Origin of the sequence: Enterococcus sp. MMGLQ5-1 (genome assembly GCF_013155265.1) — a bacterium.
Classification (GTDB): Bacteria; Bacillota; Bacilli; order Lactobacillales; family Streptococcaceae; genus MMGLQ5-1.
Map to the genome: position 1 here is coordinate 1 of NZ_JABJXU010000023.1, position 14,777 is coordinate 14,777.

The 14,777-nt window shown below is 34.6% G+C and carries 20 protein-coding genes and 1 tRNA gene; all 21 read right to left on the bottom strand.

Features of this window, described 5'->3' with window-relative positions; genetic code table 11:
• Nucleotides 1-196: hypothetical protein (locus tag HOY35_RS13105; protein WP_172214544.1), on the bottom strand; the 196-nt coding region annotated here is incomplete at its 3' end.
• Nucleotides 196-1,695 carry a distal tail protein Dit gene (locus HOY35_RS13110; RefSeq protein WP_172214542.1) on the bottom strand — a complete coding sequence of 500 codons (1,500 nt, stop codon included), beginning with the start codon at nucleotides 1,693-1,695 and terminating at the stop codon, nucleotides 196-198. The genes HOY35_RS13110 and HOY35_RS13105, both read right to left, overlap by 1 nt.
• Nucleotides 1,688-4,444: a phage tail tape measure protein gene (locus tag HOY35_RS13115; RefSeq protein WP_172214540.1), complete on the bottom strand. Its 2,757-nt coding sequence runs from the start codon at nucleotides 4,442-4,444 to the stop codon at nucleotides 1,688-1,690. The genes HOY35_RS13110 and HOY35_RS13115 overlap by 8 nt, the downstream gene beginning before the upstream one ends.
• Nucleotides 4,445-4,658: 214 nt before the next feature.
• A complete protein-coding gene (locus tag HOY35_RS13120; RefSeq protein ID WP_172214538.1) occupies nucleotides 4,659-5,060 on the bottom strand; it encodes a hypothetical protein in 402 nt (133 codons plus the stop codon).
• A gap of 33 nt (nucleotides 5,061-5,093) precedes the next feature.
• On the bottom strand, nucleotides 5,094-5,675 hold the full coding sequence (locus HOY35_RS13125; RefSeq protein WP_172214536.1) for a major tail protein: 582 nt from the start codon (nucleotides 5,673-5,675) through the stop codon (nucleotides 5,094-5,096).
• Between the two features lie 8 nt (nucleotides 5,676-5,683).
• Nucleotides 5,684-6,004 carry a hypothetical protein gene (locus tag HOY35_RS13130; protein ID WP_172214534.1) on the bottom strand — a complete coding sequence of 107 codons (321 nt, stop codon included), beginning with the start codon at nucleotides 6,002-6,004 and terminating at the stop codon, nucleotides 5,684-5,686.
• A complete protein-coding gene (locus HOY35_RS13135; RefSeq protein ID WP_172214532.1) occupies nucleotides 6,001-6,348 on the bottom strand; it encodes an HK97 gp10 family phage protein in 348 nt (115 codons plus the stop codon). Before HOY35_RS13135 ends, HOY35_RS13130 begins: the two co-directional genes overlap by 4 nt.
• On the bottom strand, nucleotides 6,348-6,659 hold the full coding sequence (locus HOY35_RS13140) for a phage head closure protein (RefSeq protein ID WP_213173281.1): 312 nt from the start codon (nucleotides 6,657-6,659) through the stop codon (nucleotides 6,348-6,350). The genes HOY35_RS13135 and HOY35_RS13140 overlap by 1 nt, the downstream gene beginning before the upstream one ends.
• Nucleotides 6,652-6,939 (bottom strand): hypothetical protein, encoded by a 288-nt coding sequence (locus tag HOY35_RS13145; protein ID WP_172214530.1) that lies wholly within the window; start codon nucleotides 6,937-6,939, stop codon nucleotides 6,652-6,654. Before HOY35_RS13145 ends, HOY35_RS13140 begins: the two co-directional genes overlap by 8 nt.
• Nucleotides 6,929-7,105, bottom strand: a complete 177-nt coding sequence (locus tag HOY35_RS13150) for a hypothetical protein (protein ID WP_172214528.1) — start codon at nucleotides 7,103-7,105, stop codon at nucleotides 6,929-6,931. The genes HOY35_RS13145 and HOY35_RS13150 overlap by 11 nt, the downstream gene beginning before the upstream one ends.
• A gap of 55 nt (nucleotides 7,106-7,160) precedes the next feature.
• Nucleotides 7,161-8,396: a phage major capsid protein gene (locus HOY35_RS13155; RefSeq protein WP_172214526.1), complete on the bottom strand. Its 1,236-nt coding sequence runs from the start codon at nucleotides 8,394-8,396 to the stop codon at nucleotides 7,161-7,163.
• Nucleotides 8,387-8,962 carry an HK97 family phage prohead protease gene (locus HOY35_RS13160; RefSeq protein WP_172214524.1) on the bottom strand — a complete coding sequence of 192 codons (576 nt, stop codon included), beginning with the start codon at nucleotides 8,960-8,962 and terminating at the stop codon, nucleotides 8,387-8,389. Before HOY35_RS13160 ends, HOY35_RS13155 begins: the two co-directional genes overlap by 10 nt.
• Before the next feature lie 58 nt (nucleotides 8,963-9,020).
• Complete coding sequence (locus tag HOY35_RS13165; RefSeq protein ID WP_172214522.1) at nucleotides 9,021-10,211, bottom strand: phage portal protein; 1,191 nt, start codon at nucleotides 10,209-10,211, stop codon at nucleotides 9,021-9,023.
• A gap of 45 nt (nucleotides 10,212-10,256) precedes the next feature.
• Entirely contained in the window at nucleotides 10,257-10,490 is a 234-nt protein-coding gene (locus HOY35_RS13170; protein WP_172214520.1) for a hypothetical protein, read from the bottom strand.
• A 5-nt stretch (nucleotides 10,491-10,495) separates the two neighbouring features.
• Nucleotides 10,496-10,753 carry a hypothetical protein gene (locus HOY35_RS13175; RefSeq protein ID WP_172214518.1) on the bottom strand — a complete coding sequence of 86 codons (258 nt, stop codon included), beginning with the start codon at nucleotides 10,751-10,753 and terminating at the stop codon, nucleotides 10,496-10,498.
• Between the two features lie 12 nt (nucleotides 10,754-10,765).
• Nucleotides 10,766-11,086: a hypothetical protein gene (locus tag HOY35_RS13180; RefSeq protein WP_172214516.1), complete on the bottom strand. Its 321-nt coding sequence runs from the start codon at nucleotides 11,084-11,086 to the stop codon at nucleotides 10,766-10,768.
• 12 nt (nucleotides 11,087-11,098) lie between these two features.
• Complete coding sequence (locus HOY35_RS13185) at nucleotides 11,099-12,904, bottom strand: terminase large subunit (RefSeq protein WP_172214514.1); 1,806 nt, start codon at nucleotides 12,902-12,904, stop codon at nucleotides 11,099-11,101.
• Nucleotides 12,905-13,267, bottom strand: a complete 363-nt coding sequence (locus tag HOY35_RS13190) for a P27 family phage terminase small subunit (RefSeq protein ID WP_172214512.1) — start codon at nucleotides 13,265-13,267, stop codon at nucleotides 12,905-12,907. It abuts the gene before it with no gap.
• A 413-nt stretch (nucleotides 13,268-13,680) separates the two neighbouring features.
• Nucleotides 13,681-13,923: a hypothetical protein gene (locus tag HOY35_RS13195; RefSeq protein WP_172214510.1), complete on the bottom strand. Its 243-nt coding sequence runs from the start codon at nucleotides 13,921-13,923 to the stop codon at nucleotides 13,681-13,683.
• Nucleotides 13,924-14,258: 335 nt separating this feature from the next.
• Nucleotides 14,259-14,332: transfer RNA gene (locus HOY35_RS13200), tRNA-Lys, on the bottom strand.
• A 99-nt stretch (nucleotides 14,333-14,431) separates the two neighbouring features.
• Nucleotides 14,432-14,777, bottom strand: a 346-nt coding sequence (locus HOY35_RS13205) for a hypothetical protein (RefSeq protein ID WP_172285853.1), incomplete at its 5' end; no start/stop codon positions are given.

Genomic DNA, 14,777 nt, shown 5'->3' on the forward strand with positions numbered 1-14,777 from the left:
GGTAAGAAATAAACTTATCATCTGTTATCTGCTGGTATAGTAAAGAACCATTATTTATGAAACTTATCGATAACTCATGAGCGCCAGTGGGAAGATTATATAAAGCTTTGCATTCTTTGATTTGAACAGCTTTAGGGTTAACGTTTGATGCAAAACCGATTTTTTTCATTGTCTTATCATGTATCGTTACTAACATTAGCCCCACCGCTTCCTATACTCAACAACAATATCAAAATCGTTAATATCTGCCCATGATGAGAGATAAAATTCAATAGTCGTTTTACCAATTGGCAGAGGTGGAAAGCTCGAACCGTCAATCATTTCCTCGTTCTCATATAGCTGATTGATATAGATATTTGCACTTTCGCAATCAACAACTATTTCTTGGGTGTCTTTGTATCTATTAGGAACATTTCGCCAAAAATCAACGAAATTCTTAAAAAAATTCATCGATGAAACACCATTCCATTTGATGTTTTGAGCATTTGAACGTGTGCCATATTCATAAATATTGATGAATACCTTACCGACTTTTGCACTTGCTAAAGCTGGTACATTAACTTCGCTTTGACCTTTAAAAGTCCAAAATCTTAATAGTTGACCTTCTTTTCTTATACCAATCGAGCCCTTGTTTAATGAAAAAGGATTATCAGTGCCAGTTATTAATCCTGCACCGAAGCTCTGACGTGATAACTCTTTGATTTGACCGCCTAATTCTTCAACATAATGGAATACTACTCTAGCATCATTCCCGATAATATCATCTTTAGAAATACTTAAACTCATGATGAATTGACCTGTATCTGTTGTATATATAAGCTGTTGTTGTCCTGTTTGACCATAAGCATTTGAAGCAAAGAATGATTTAATTTGAGCATTGAACTTGTCAGCACCAATTTCACCATTATGATCTGCTGGCACAGTCCAAACCACAGAACCGCCATGCCAAGCGTCACCAGTACCAGCATCAGTTAATTTTAAAATCTGCTTACCGTCTTGTGTTTCAACGCCTAACGTGCCGTTATTCAACTTAGCTGCATTCTCTGGATTAACACCTGTATACGCTGTGAACTCTGAAAAATCTATAGTATCAAGTAGTGTTTCAGAATCTTGATAATCATATCCATCAGCTTCCTCTTTATTGCCCATTTCAAAAGCGCCGTCAGCATGAACAATTCCGATATAGCCATTCTCAGCTCTATTTTTAATTCGATAAATTGGGAATACTTCAGCAGATGAATCGTTCTCAACCTCAGCAGTTAATACGCCATTAACAATCTTTGCTGGCACAGTAACAGGCTCAATTGATTCAGCGACACCGCTCGGAACTATCCAGGTAATCGTGCCAGTGGCACTATATCCATTTGTTGATTTAATTAAATCAATTGTACTGTTCGGAACAGCCATAAAAAATCTATCAGACAAGTTCCCAAATATTAACTCAGAAGGCTTAGAAACTGCAATTCTACTTTGTAACTTGTCGTATTTTTCAGTAATATTTCCAGTCATTTGAAAAGGCATGACTATTGATTTTAAACCACGTTTTGAATATAAAAAGATAGAGCCATCTGATGATTCTCTATCCTTTGTTGTATTTTGCCAATCTGAACCATTTAAAGGGTTAAAATCTGCCGTTACATTTATTAAATCTTCTAATGATAATCCATTGAATTTAACTGATAAATAATTAAACATTAATAACCCCTCCTCTCCTATTGGCTTGAATTTGATTAAAATTAATTTGTTCTGACATCATTTGCGCAGTTTCTTCAACTAACGGACGTCCATTTATATTGAACGAAGTATTTTTATTGGCAATAATCGCCAATAATTGAATCATTTGAGAAAAATTGCCGTCCATATTGCCAATTTGATTTGCAACCGCTTTTTCTACATAAGCCATTAAGTCTGATAATGGTGCTACCGCTTCTTTACCAGCTTCACCGCCAACCATTAAGCTATTGCCATTTTGACCGAAAACAGTCGGTTTAGTTAAAATACCACCGTTTGCATACCAATCAACTGAAAGTGAAGGGATAGAACCTTTCAACAAATCACCGATTTTCCAACCCGATGGACTAATACCAAAATGTGGCATTGGGATTTTTGGCCATGTAATTGAGAAATTGAAAAAGCCCTTAATTGCGTTAATTGCTGAAGAAATACCATCTTTTGCAGCGTTTATCGGTGTCATAATAGCATCTTTTATTCCATTCCATATACTTGATACAGTGCTTGACAGTCCGTTAAATACACTACTTACAACGCTTTGAACAGAATTAACAGCGTTACTAACACCAGATGTAATTGAATTCCAAACACCTGATATAACCGATTGAATGCCATTCCAAACACTTGAAGTTGTGCTTTGAATCGTATTCCATATATTAGATACTGTTGATAAAACTGCATTAACTGCATTGCTGATTGCGCTTGTGATTGCATTCCATACGTTACTTGCAGTTTGAGAAATTCCATTCCATAAATTACCAATCCAACTTGAAAATGCTTGCCAAACTCCTTGAAGCCAATCAACTATTGCACCCCAATTTTTAATAACTGCTATAATTCCAATAATCACACCAATTACCACAGCGATTATTGCAATCAGTGGACCTGAAAGAACACCAACAACTGCACCTACAGCAGTACCAATAGCGGCAAATGCTGTTCCTAATACTGGTAATATCGTGACTATTGAGGCAATAAATGGCGCTAGAAGCGTAAAGGCTGTAACTAAAACACCTAAAACAACCGCAAAGGTCTTAACCCCCTCTGGCATATTAGAAAATGTTTCACCAAGTGATTTTAGAATTGGAATTAATGCATCCAAAATCGGTTGTAGTCCTTCTGCGATAGTCGCACCAATTTCGCTAAATGCAACTTTAGCAGATTGTAATGCTACAGTTTGTTCATCAATTGGGTCTTTCGTATCATTAAATGTATTTGCAACAGTTCCTGCTGTATCTTGAGCCGAAATTCCTAATTCATCTAAGTTAAAAGTGCCTCTTTTAATCGCATCAACCATTTTTGTAGCGCCTTTGGAACCAAAAACTTCACTTGCTGTATTTAGTGCTTCTGTTTCTGTACTTGCGCCCTTAATTGATTCGATTGTACCTTGCAAACCTTCTTCAAGCGTTTTTCCGTCCTTCGCATAAGCAACATTGGCTTTCGACAAGCTGCTTAAAGCTGACGAACCATCAACACCTGCTTGTTCAAATTGTCCTAACATTTGTGCACCTTCGTCAAAACTCAAGCCAAGAGCTTTAATCTGCGGCGCACCTTCTACAGCTTTACTCATTAAATCATCTACGGATACCCCTGTTTGTTGACTGACGTATGTAAATGTATCAAGTACAGAGCCTAAATCATCATAGCTTAAGCCATAGGTCTCAATCGCACTTTTTGCATTATCAATACTTGATTTAACATCAGTATTATTGATATTTGCAAACTGCATTAACTGAGTGCCATAGCCTGTCAATTTGTCGCCAGTGAAACCAAATTGCTGAGTGAGTGAACCTAATGCTTGTCCTAAATCAGCAGTGCTTTCAATTGGCATAGATGTATATATTGCATCAAATGATGCTTTAATTGCATCAGAATTTTGACCAGTAGTTGTTGTAAAGGTATCCATTCCGTCATCAATTTCACGGAAAGCATCTTGCGCTTCTCCAGCAAATTCTTTAATCTTTTCACCAGCTTCGGCTAAAACTTCAGTTGCCTGTATCATATTTCCCGATGTAATACCGCCACCAATTTTTGCTAATTCTTCATCAGTAGAGCTTGATGTTACCTTTAATTCTTCTAGGTCAGTTTTGACATTATCAATTGAGCCACCATCATCAACTTTATCTAATGACTGCTTCATTTGGTTTAAATCAGTTTCAGCGCCTAGCGCTTCTTTACCGATTTTATTTAAAGCAACTTCTAACTGATCACTCGTAGCAGTACCGTTTTTAATAGCGTTAACCATTCTAGTGCCTAGAATATCAGAATAATCATCTAAACTTTTACCTGTAGCTTCAAATAGCGTATCTAAACGTTTAGTATTCTGAGAAAGTTTATCTTGTTCAGATTGCAAACCGCTTAATTGTGATTTATAGCCGTTTAAACTTTGTTCAGTAGATGCTAATTCACGTTGAAACGCTCGATATTGTTCTTCTCCGATGTTGCCAGATTTGAATTGTGCTTCTACCTGTGATTGAGCTGATTTAAGCTGATTTAACTTATCAGATGTATTCTCAATTGATTTAGTCAGTAATTCTTGCTTTTGAGCTAAACCAGTAGCATTACTTGGGTCAAATTTTAAAAGTTTATTGACGTCTCTTAATTCAGAATTTAATTTGACTGACGTTGTGTTAACGCCTTTTAATGCTTTATCAAGTCCTTCTGCATTACCATCGATTTCAATTGTAATTCCTTTAATGTTTTTGCCTGCCATATTTTCTCCTTTCCTTAAAAATTATTGAAATCTGCTTGTGTCGCCTTACGAACTGGAACACGCTTATTTTCATCTTTGCTATTGTTGTCAATCCATTCTTGGATATAATCCAGACATTGACCAATGTTCATGTTTTCCATTTCATTGATTGTTAAACCAACTCTTTTGCATACATAAAAAAACGATTCCTCAGTGAATAGCTCACTAGAACCGCTTATTTCGTCAACTTTTTTTTTGATTGAATACTCGCTTGTAATAAATCAGTAATCATTGGGAATACTTCAGCAATCGGCATAGAATCAAATGTATCTAACCATTCAATCGGTTCTGGAATTGTTGAATCAGCAGTTTTCGCCAATACCCAAATAAAATTGTAGAATATTTCAAAATCAAGATAATTTAAATCTTCAAATGAGATACTATCTAAATCAAGTGTTAATTCTTCATTTTCCGAATTTTCATTATCCTTAGATTTAGGTGTCTTATTAGCTAACTTCGATAATTTAAATAATTCAGAAAAATAGTCTTTTCTAAATTGTGCTTTATAACGTAAAGGTGTCGCAGCAGTCGATTTTAAGCGAACTGGTGTTTCATCGATATAAATTGTTTTTTCCATGAATTCCTCCTAAAAAAAGAAGAGCAGCTAATGCTACCCTTTTCCTGGCGTTTCTTCTTTGAGATATACAGCTTTAAACCAATCGCCATATTTAGTTGATTCATCACTTGTTGTCTGCGTTTTAACTAGCTTTCTTTCACCATAAGTTAATTGTTTTGATTTGAAAGGTAATTCAACTCCTGAAATATCTTTACCAGTTTTCGATGAAATGGTGGCACGGCTACCATTACAGTAATAAATTAAATGGCGTGTTTTGGTTGCATCACCGTCAAACTGGAATAATAAAGCAAATGGGCTAAATTTAGCATCGGCTAATTCGGTAATCGTACCGTCAGTTTCGTCTAACTCTTCGCCTAAAATGTCTTTACGGAAAGATAAAGGTAAGTTGGCAATCGTCAATGTGCCACTATATCCGTTATTTTCATCAGCCGTATAATATTGAGAATCATTATCCGCTGGAAACTCAACTGAATTTGATTCTGGATCCATTGTAAACTCAACCGAACCTTTTAAAGGTACAGGTGTTGCAAATGTTGGTACGCCATTTGCACCAAAAGTTATTTTTGCATAATGTGCATTTTCAAGACCGAATGTTACTTTATTTTCTTTAACCATTTTTCCTCCTAGATTATAATTTCATAAGCTACTTCGTACATATCTTCAGTATTTAAATAGCTTTCGTAAGTGTCATATTCAATTTTGTTGCTATCTAAAATAGCTTCTAGTTTTTCTTCTAGCTCAACGTCTTTTTCTTCTGAATATAATTCAATCGTGACATTACTAACTTTTGCATAGTTATAATTATCAGCCTTTAGAGTGCCTTCGTTACTATCTACATAAAACAAAACGTAAGGCAAAGATGGTGCTTCGCCAACTTTAAACGCACGGTATTTAACTGGAATTGCAATAGTATTGAGCAAAGCTCTTAATTCATTTAATGTCATGATTTTATAGCCTCCTCCGTTCGTTTTTCCATAGATTCAATAGCAACTCGCTCAGCATCAATAATATGTGGCTGTGCTTGCGTGCGACCACCACTTTTTTTAGCGTGACCTTTTTCTAAAATATGAGTTAACTGGTAATCAGTTGAATTATGAACAATATAGCCTGTTCCGTCTTTCTTCTTTCGCCACCCTTTGGCATACTTTCCACGTCTACCCTTTGGACTATTAGCGATTAAATAATCGACCGTTTCATCAGCTACATCCTCTTTTATTACTTCTAACTCTTGCTTAACTTCCTCAGTATACTCGGCAAGTGATTCAGCAATAAGACTGCCAATATCCATTAACTCAACCCCTTTTTAGATTTGAGTTTTAACTCAATTTCTTCATTACTCAGCTTGTAATGAATGACCACTTGATAAGTGTCATCGCCAATTTTTACAAGTTGCTCATTGTTATACTCAAAAGGATGAATAACAATGATCTTAGTAATCTCAATATTTGACTGACCAGCAAGCAATAATTCACCTCTTGAAATAGGCTTTTCATAACCTAAAAGCTTAATTTCTTTGTACTTAGGTACTTTATCGCCAATTTTATTGATGTCATATCCATCTTTTTGTAACAAACTAAGTTCTAAATCCCAGCTATTCATCGCTACCACCACCATATTTGATTATCAGATTACGCAAACGATATTCAAGATTGCGTGACATAGCGCCAGCACCTTTATTTTCATAACGGAAAACTGATAAATCTACTACAAACATCAAATGTGTTGTATTTTCTTCATCTAATTTGATGCCTTTTTCATCGATTAATTCATTTTTTACACCAGCAATTATTTTATTAAGCAAGTCATCACGAACATTTGACTTATAACCTAAAGAAGCTTTGACCAAATCTAATGCAGATGTTTCAAAATCATTCGCCATTTTCGACCACTTCCTCAATTAAAGGCTGCCCTCGCAAATTATCAGCAGATAATAATTCATCAATTCTAGCTTTTTTAGTGCGCCCTTTTTCAGGGTATACATCGCCTTTTCGATAAATATGTTTGTTTTCTTTGTCTGTAAAATCAATCAAAACTTTATATTTCATCGATACTCTCCTTTCAAACAAAATAAAAAGAAGGGATTAAATCCCTTCTAATCGATTATCCTTGATCAGGTGTTGATTCGATTGTTACAACCGAAAATGCTTTAGGTTTAGTAGCCTTTCCATCATAGAAGCCAACACCTTTGAAAACAGTGTTATCAGAAGTGAACTGAAAATCTGTACTTGATTCAACACGAATTTCTGAGCGTTTAGCTAATAAGAATTGTTTGAAGTCACCGAATACCACTGTATTTGCTGCAGCATAGGCACATAAAACAACTCGGAATGGCAACGCATAAGAACCAGTAAGAACTCCATTAGCTGCTACCGCTAATGTTTTGGGTACAATTTTTGAGTAGTAAGTCGCACGATTCATAACTGCGATAACTTCTCCACCAGTTCCATCTGTATCTACTGTTGCTAATTTAGCGATTAAATCTGTGATAGTACCATCAGACGCCACTTTATTTTCTGTCGGCGCTGAAACTGTTACACCTTTTGGCTGTTTTGTTCCTGTACCGTTTAGAATAGCCTTATCAAGTGCTTTGGCAATTGCTTTAGCCAAACGATCTTCAACGTGAGCTGCTAAATTAATTAATGAATTTTCAATGATGATATTAGGAACAGAAACATAACCACCTAATCCATAACCATCAAATTCAACGCCTTGTAATTCATCTTCTAATTCAGATAAGGCTTCTTTACCAATTTCAAACCAAATCGCTTCTGGAATATCGCCAGCAATAACCGCGCGTCCAGTACCACCAATTTTTTCAACAGTAACTTCATTGATAAGCGTAGAGTAATCACCTAATTTTGATTCAATTCGGTCAATTACTTCAAGTGGTACAACTTTTTCAGTACCAGTAAGCGCACGCTTTTCAGTCATTGCGTTAGCAATACCTTGATAAAAATTACGCACTTCTTCAATCTGCAATGATTCACGGATACTCATTACTTCTTTTCCTCTTGTTTGAACTTTTTTAGCCATATTTCTGCCTTCTCCTTTTTTGTTTTTTTCATCATCGCCTTCAATTTCAGCTAATTTGGCTTCTAAATCAGTTTTTTCTTGTTCTAATTTAGCAATCTCATCAGCATTTGCTTTAATTTTCTTTTCTAATTCTGTTGCCGAATCTTCTACCGCATTAACTTCATCATCAGTTTTAGCCTCATCAAGCGCATCCTCCAAGTTTTTTTCATCTTCTTTTAATTTAGCTTCATCAGCTCTCAATTGAACTAATTGCGCTGAACGTTGATTAATTCTCTTGCTTAAAAGTAATTGTTCTAATGCCATGTTTTCATCTTCTCCTTTATAATTGTTTTCCTTTTTTCAATTTTTCTTTGTTCAAATTGCTTGATTTCATTACTTCTAGCTTGAACTGCTGTATCAGCGTATGCTGGAAAAGTAACTACTGAAACTTCAAAGAGTTTTATCTCAGTAATCGTCCATTTAGTTGAGCCATCTTCTCTTCGTTCCATTCGTTCATCTAAAATATCAAAACCAAAACTGCACTGATCAATATCACCACGTTTGACACGCTCATATAAATTAACTGCATCAGTATCATTGGGATTAACTTTGATTTCACCATAAAGACCTTTATCATCGACACTTAAAGTCAAAGTGCTTGATTTTGTTCTTCCCAATACTTTTGAAGTATCATGATCAGCCAAAGCTCGTACATCAGATAAATCAATATCTTTAAAAGCTTCATCTGAAATTTCCTCAAACATACCTTCGCACAATTCAGTTTCTGAATTAAAAACAATAAAATAACCAGTAATCTTCATTTCATCACTGGCTTCATCTCTAGTATTCAATTGCCCCATTGTGCGAAACTGATTTTTTAAATTTCTCATATCTCACCTCCTTTCAAACAATAAAAAAAGAACTAAAAATCATTGATTTAGTCCTTTCTTAATTATTAAATTCATCATTTACATTTTGACTTAACTTGCCTTGCTTACTTAAATCTTGCTGAAGCAAGTAGTTTTCTAACACAATTAAATCATCCATTTCAGCATCTGGTGGTAATCCTAACCAATTGCGCCCTTCATTTCTTCTGAGTGTATTTACTTTAACTAGAGCTGTAATAGCTTGAACTTGTTCAATAAGACTGTAATTGTATAATGAACGAGGATTAAAATTGAAATACATATCATCTTCAACAATTAAAGTGTTCAAAGTTTGTTGTACTATCTGAGCAATACTCATAATTTTTGTATTGATGAAACTATTCCATTCATCCTTGCTGTATGTACCGACACCCAAGACAAAAGGTGGAATACCTAAAATTGAAGCTACCGTTTGTTTATCAACTTTTATTGATTCATGAATAGCTAAATCTTCCAAAGTTAATGGCTTAACAGTTTGCATATTGACTAACCCTTCGGGTAGCAATAATGGTTTGTTTTTATCCTTACGTTTCAAATACTTTTCTTCAAATTTTTCTCTTTCTTCCTCATCTAAATCTGCATCACTATCAATAAAAACAACTAAGCTTGGCATATATTCAGAGGCCATAAAACTCCGTTTAGTATTGGATGCTTGCTTTAAATTATGAGTAACATCAGAAAGACTAACCCTATAGCTCGTACCCTCAAAAGGTTTATCATTTTTTGGATTCAATACAAAATGCAGCAATTGAGTAGGTTGATAGTTATTAGAATCATAATAAATCGAATAATTAAAATCATCTGATGTATCAGAAACTATTTGAATCTTATTATTTGGCAAAGGTCTTAGCTCAATCACTTGACCGTTTTTAGTAATTGGCATAACTATTGCATTACCATTAAGCATCATTGTTTTAACTATCCAGAAAATAAAAGATTTTCTAGTTTGATATGAGTTTGGCTTAATATCAACTAACCTACTCAAATCATTTTTTACTCTGACATCGCCTTTATCAGCATTCTTCATTAATTGAATTGTCATGTTGCTGACTAAATCGGCAATTTGATTAATAGCAGTTAATACCTCTGGTGAATCACTCAATCTTGAATAACCCGACACAAGTAAATCTTTTGCATCCTCTGAAAGAAAATAACCTACTTTGCTTTTACTCGATGATTCTTCAGACCTTTTAAAAAAATTCCTTATTCCCATTTTTTATTTCTCACCACCTTTCAAATGAATTAGATATTGGATCACCTAGCCTTTCGTTTTTCCACTCGGGTTTGCCATTTCACGAGGTGGACGTTTGTTTCCGATAGACGTTTTCGGATTAGGATTTATAGGTTGTGGAATCGGTCGATGTTTCGGAGCATTACCGCCTTTCCCACCACCTCGTTTTTTATATTTATCTGGTGGTTTATTATTTATTGATTTAATAATCCAACCACCGATTAATCCGCCAACAAATCCAAAAATCACGTTGAATAACATAACAATCACTCCTTATCAAAAACATTTCTGTTAACGATTCTAAAAACAAAATCAAGATATTTCTTATTACCGTAATACATATATAAACTCAGAGCCTTTGAAACCTTGTAACTATCTGAATTACTGATAAACTCATAAATTTTGCAAACTACCTTTCTAACTATTTTTACAATAGCTTCTGAAACCTTTTTTACAAACTCTGAGAATGCTTGAACCATTCTATCGCTTGCTTCATTAATTGCAGTAAAATCAACCGCTTGCATAATAATCACTCCTTATTTAGCGCATGTATGGAATCCTGCTTCTACAAGTTTTCTATTTATTTCTTTAATCATTGGTCGCATGATCCTACGCATGATTGTACTATTACCTCGATAATCAATGAATAGAGACAAATCACTGCTGTCCAAGTCGTAGTCATAACGACCTTTTTTTGTAAGTAACTCTTTCACAGCGAAAATAGTTGAATTTCCTTGATTTCTGTAATCTGAGTTTAGTTGAGTTTCTCCTAATAAATATCTTATTTGGAAATATCTAAGCTCAAATCCTAAAGCAAATTCTATTTTTTTAGTATCGTCATAATTAATTATATCCAAATGAATCACTCCTTATTTTAAAATATTGTCATTTATAGCTTTCTTTTCTCCACCTTCAAGACTAGCAACACAAGCAAATACGCTTGCATCGAATAAGTCAATACGCTGATTAGGCAGCACTTTTTCAAACTGAATCATATCGTCAGTCTTTTCAATCGCTTTAACGTTAGAAACACAATACTCATAAGCCCGACTATGCAAATAATATAATTCAGCATTCTTTGTTTTGACTTCAATGTGTCTGAATCCCTCTGATTTACGAGTAAATAACTGAGGTGCATCACGCATCTTGAATTTAGCTTTTTTCATCTTTAAGAAAAATTCACGACCGAACTTTTTGTCGAAATGAACTTCTTTTATTTTAAAACCTAGATTACGCATAGAAATAAACCATTTCACGATATCGTCATATAAAACGGTTGGTGTATTGCTTAATGTCGCCCAACCTTCCTCAGACCATTCAAATAGTGGTATGTTGTCAACTTCCGCTTTTTCAATCGCTTGTGAACGTGGGAAAAAGGCATGAGTTATCGAAATATCAACATCTTTAATAATTTCGTTGCCTTCTGAATCTTTGTATTTATGATTTTTTAAAGTGCCATATAATGCGCCAGCAGTTAAATCGTGCAGCTTAGATAAGTCAGCACCACCAAACCAAATAATTGGTAGTTTAGCTAATTCTTCTAACGTCCAGTCAAATTGACTGTCAGAATATTTAAACTCGTCAATATCAAAGTACGCATTTTCAGCAGTGGTAAAAATATTCAAAGTTTTATTAAGGTATTCTGATTTAAGCTGTGGCTCAGTCATTGCTTGTTCAGCATCGCTTATTAATTCATCAAGTGTTGTCGTTTCATTTAATGACGGTGTGACCGATTCTAAAACTTGCGGATCATTCATAGTCGTTATTTCATGAGTAACAGGGTTTAAGATATTCCCTTTCTTATCCTGTTCAGCCATACAAAGATATATAAAATAATTATCATACGCATTATTAACTATTTGACCGTCTAAGACCTTTTTAAGCGTTTGAATACGTTGAGCCAAGAAACCATTTGCAACATCACCAGCGGTCGAAATGCCTATCAATAATTTATTTCGATAAGCTTTCATCGCATTTTTCATTAACGTATATTTCTTAGCACCTGCACGCTTCCATGAATGAATCTCATCAAGTATTAAGCAATTACAGTTAAACGAATCCAATTTGTCCTCTTGGTTTGCTTTAGCTATTACTTCGATATTGCCATCACCTGTATTAGCTAAGATAGAGTGTTCTTGGTTATTGTCTCGCAATCTCAGCTTTGGTAAATCATCTCTTAAAAATTCAACATTATACGATAAAAAACCGAATGCTTCTTTAGTCTGATCTATCGAATTTGCCAAAATATAAACCTTACTACCCGATTGTCTATCAAGGACTGATTTAGCCCAAGCTAATGAGCTGGCAAATGCTGTCTTACCTTGTTTTCTTGGTAAAAAAATAAGCGCCTCATTAAAGCGCCTAATTACTGTACCCTTATTAAAAAATCCAAACAGATTAACTATGATAAACTTTTCCCAAAGCAATAGTTTTAAAGGCTTACCATTTAAATCTTCACCTTTTAAATTTTGTCCTTGCTTGTGTTTGATTGTTCCTTCGATTAATCCAATAACAAAATCAAATTGTTCCTGTTTGAAATCCCATTTCTTTGATTTTAAATCGTCTAAAAAACGTTGTGCAGCTTGAACACGTTCAATATTAACTAATCTCTTGCCTTTAACTATGTCATCAGCATACTTTTTAACCTCCTTAAAATAGGGACTGGTTATTTTCATCTAACCACTTCCGCTCTGATTAAGAAGTTGAGCGAAAACTGATTGTTTTGGTGGCTCTTTTTTAACACCTGAATTATTTGCTTTAGGATTTAACATCAGCTTATCTGAGTACACACCAATATCTTTTCTTAAATTTTCTAAGGTTGCGAGAATTGGGCTTTTTTTACCATCTGATTTTTCGGTTTCTATCATTACCTGGTAGCCAGATTCTTCAAATTCATTAGTCAAATAGTTGTATTGATGTAACATATCTGAAAATACGTCAATTAGTTGAGTATATTGGACTTTGTATACTCCCAATTCTTTCATTCTTTTAATAGTTCGCCGTTTTATTGTGTCTTTTGACGGTAATGCTTTGCTCAAATTCTCACCTCATTTCATAGCGGAAAAAATATTTCTGAAAAACTCGTAAATTTGGAAATGGCTAACCTGCTCGTTCCTTTTTTTATTTTTAAAATTTATTTTTTTGAGTGGGGGGATGCAATTTTATAAATTCATTTTTTCTTTTCTCTTGCCACTCAATGCCAAGCTTAGTTGGTTTATTGGTTACTCGATTGTGCATCTTATTATGGCAGCCGTTCTTGCCATCACAAAGACTGATAAGATTCCAACTACATAAAGCAAGCTCTGGATAGTCCTCATAGAAGTATATGTGGTGTACTGTCTTAGCTTCCTTCGTCTTGAAGTATCTCTTACAGTTCTGACACTCATAGCTATCTCTGCGTAACATACGACTACGTTTTAGCAACCAACGCTTTGATTTATAGAATGCTATATCAGTCATGGCTATCAAGATAACAAGCAGTTATATTAATCTCATTTTTAGATTCATCGATAGTTATAGTATATTTATTACCAGAGATATCAGTACATGTCGCAATCAACACACAGTATGTAGGCTGAAACTCTTGTCTAGTCATCCAGATATAATTACACGTTACTACTCCCAACTTCTGGCCATCTAAAATAATAATAGGAATCTCATTGTTCTTAATTGAGTATTCAATAGTTTGATTCATAACTTACCTCCAAAATAAAAAAAGCACTAGATAATATCTAGCACTAATTTAAGGTTATACATATATTGGCGTATATGTAATATTTTCTTGACATACGGTTTCAGTGATTACCGCAAACACAATAGGATGCATAGGATTCGAACCTATAACGTCCACCGTTGTGTAACGTCCCCCTGTCGACACCCTAGTTGATAATCAAAACCTGTGAACTGATTATCTTAGTATCGTCATACCGTTTTCTTTTACATAACCAAAACTGACGCACCGCTTCATGAGGCGTTACATCGATATGATTACGACACCTAACCACTCAAGGCGATTAGAGTACTAGGCTAAGTCGTAGGCAAGAGCTTGCATCTTACACCCACAGATTAAAAGTCTGTTGTTCTACTAATTAAACCACTATGACAAAGGAGCAAACCTTGGCTATCCAAAATAACCACAATATCATAATAACTCTTTTTTACCCCTTAAAACGGTACAGTTTAACCCCCCGAAACGGTACAACTTACCAACCTAATATTTTAGCAATCTTGTCACAAATTGCTCTGTCTACTTTTCGACAACCATCTTCGGTATAACCAATATTATCAATACTAGCTATTTTCACCCATGAATAAGGTTCATCAATAAAGTATCTTAGTTCAATGATACGCTGTGCTTCATCAGATGATTGTGATAGCACCTTTTCTGCAATCCTTAAGAATTGACCCCTAAAAATTATTTGCTCGTGAGAAACGATTTTAATAGCTTTATTCTCTGTTTCAAAAGATTTAAAGCTACTTCTGCCACCTCCAGTATTTTCATCACTGCTTGCTTTAAATGGATTCATGATAGCTTCTTCTAAAGAAGCA

What these genes read in the sequence shown, in the direction of transcription:
- HOY35_RS13110 (WP_172214542.1), bottom strand. Translation starts at nt 1,695, where the DNA reads ATGTTTAATTATTTATCAGTTAAATTCAATGGATTATCATTAGAAGAT.
- HOY35_RS13115 (WP_172214540.1), bottom strand. Translation starts at nt 4,444, where the DNA reads ATGGCAGGCAAAAACATTAAAGGAATTACAATTGAAATCGATGGTAAT.
- HOY35_RS13120 (WP_172214538.1), bottom strand. Translation starts at nt 5,060, where the DNA reads ATGGAAAAAACAATTTATATCGATGAAACACCAGTTCGCTTAAAATCG.
- HOY35_RS13125 (WP_172214536.1), bottom strand. Translation starts at nt 5,675, where the DNA reads ATGGTTAAAGAAAATAAAGTAACATTCGGTCTTGAAAATGCACATTAT.
- HOY35_RS13130 (WP_172214534.1), bottom strand. Translation starts at nt 6,004, where the DNA reads ATGACATTAAATGAATTAAGAGCTTTGCTCAATACTATTGCAATTCCA.
- HOY35_RS13135 (WP_172214532.1), bottom strand. Translation starts at nt 6,348, where the DNA reads ATGGATATTGGCAGTCTTATTGCTGAATCACTTGCCGAGTATACTGAG.
- HOY35_RS13140 (WP_213173281.1), bottom strand. Translation starts at nt 6,659, where the DNA reads ATGAATAGCTGGGATTTAGAACTTAGTTTGTTACAAAAAGATGGATAT.
- HOY35_RS13145 (WP_172214530.1), bottom strand. Translation starts at nt 6,939, where the DNA reads ATGGCGAATGATTTTGAAACATCTGCATTAGATTTGGTCAAAGCTTCT.
- HOY35_RS13150 (WP_172214528.1), bottom strand. Translation starts at nt 7,105, where the DNA reads ATGAAATATAAAGTTTTGATTGATTTTACAGACAAAGAAAACAAACAT.
- HOY35_RS13155 (WP_172214526.1), bottom strand. Translation starts at nt 8,396, where the DNA reads ATGGCATTAGAACAATTACTTTTAAGCAAGAGAATTAATCAACGTTCA.
- HOY35_RS13160 (WP_172214524.1), bottom strand. Translation starts at nt 8,962, where the DNA reads ATGAGAAATTTAAAAAATCAGTTTCGCACAATGGGGCAATTGAATACT.
- HOY35_RS13165 (WP_172214522.1), bottom strand. Translation starts at nt 10,211, where the DNA reads ATGGGAATAAGGAATTTTTTTAAAAGGTCTGAAGAATCATCGAGTAAA.
- HOY35_RS13170 (WP_172214520.1), bottom strand. Translation starts at nt 10,490, where the DNA reads ATGTTATTCAACGTGATTTTTGGATTTGTTGGCGGATTAATCGGTGGT.
- HOY35_RS13175 (WP_172214518.1), bottom strand. Translation starts at nt 10,753, where the DNA reads ATGCAAGCGGTTGATTTTACTGCAATTAATGAAGCAAGCGATAGAATG.
- HOY35_RS13185 (WP_172214514.1), bottom strand. Translation starts at nt 12,904, where the DNA reads ATGAAAATAACCAGTCCCTATTTTAAGGAGGTTAAAAAGTATGCTGAT.
- HOY35_RS13195 (WP_172214510.1), bottom strand. Translation starts at nt 13,923, where the DNA reads ATGAATCAAACTATTGAATACTCAATTAAGAACAATGAGATTCCTATT.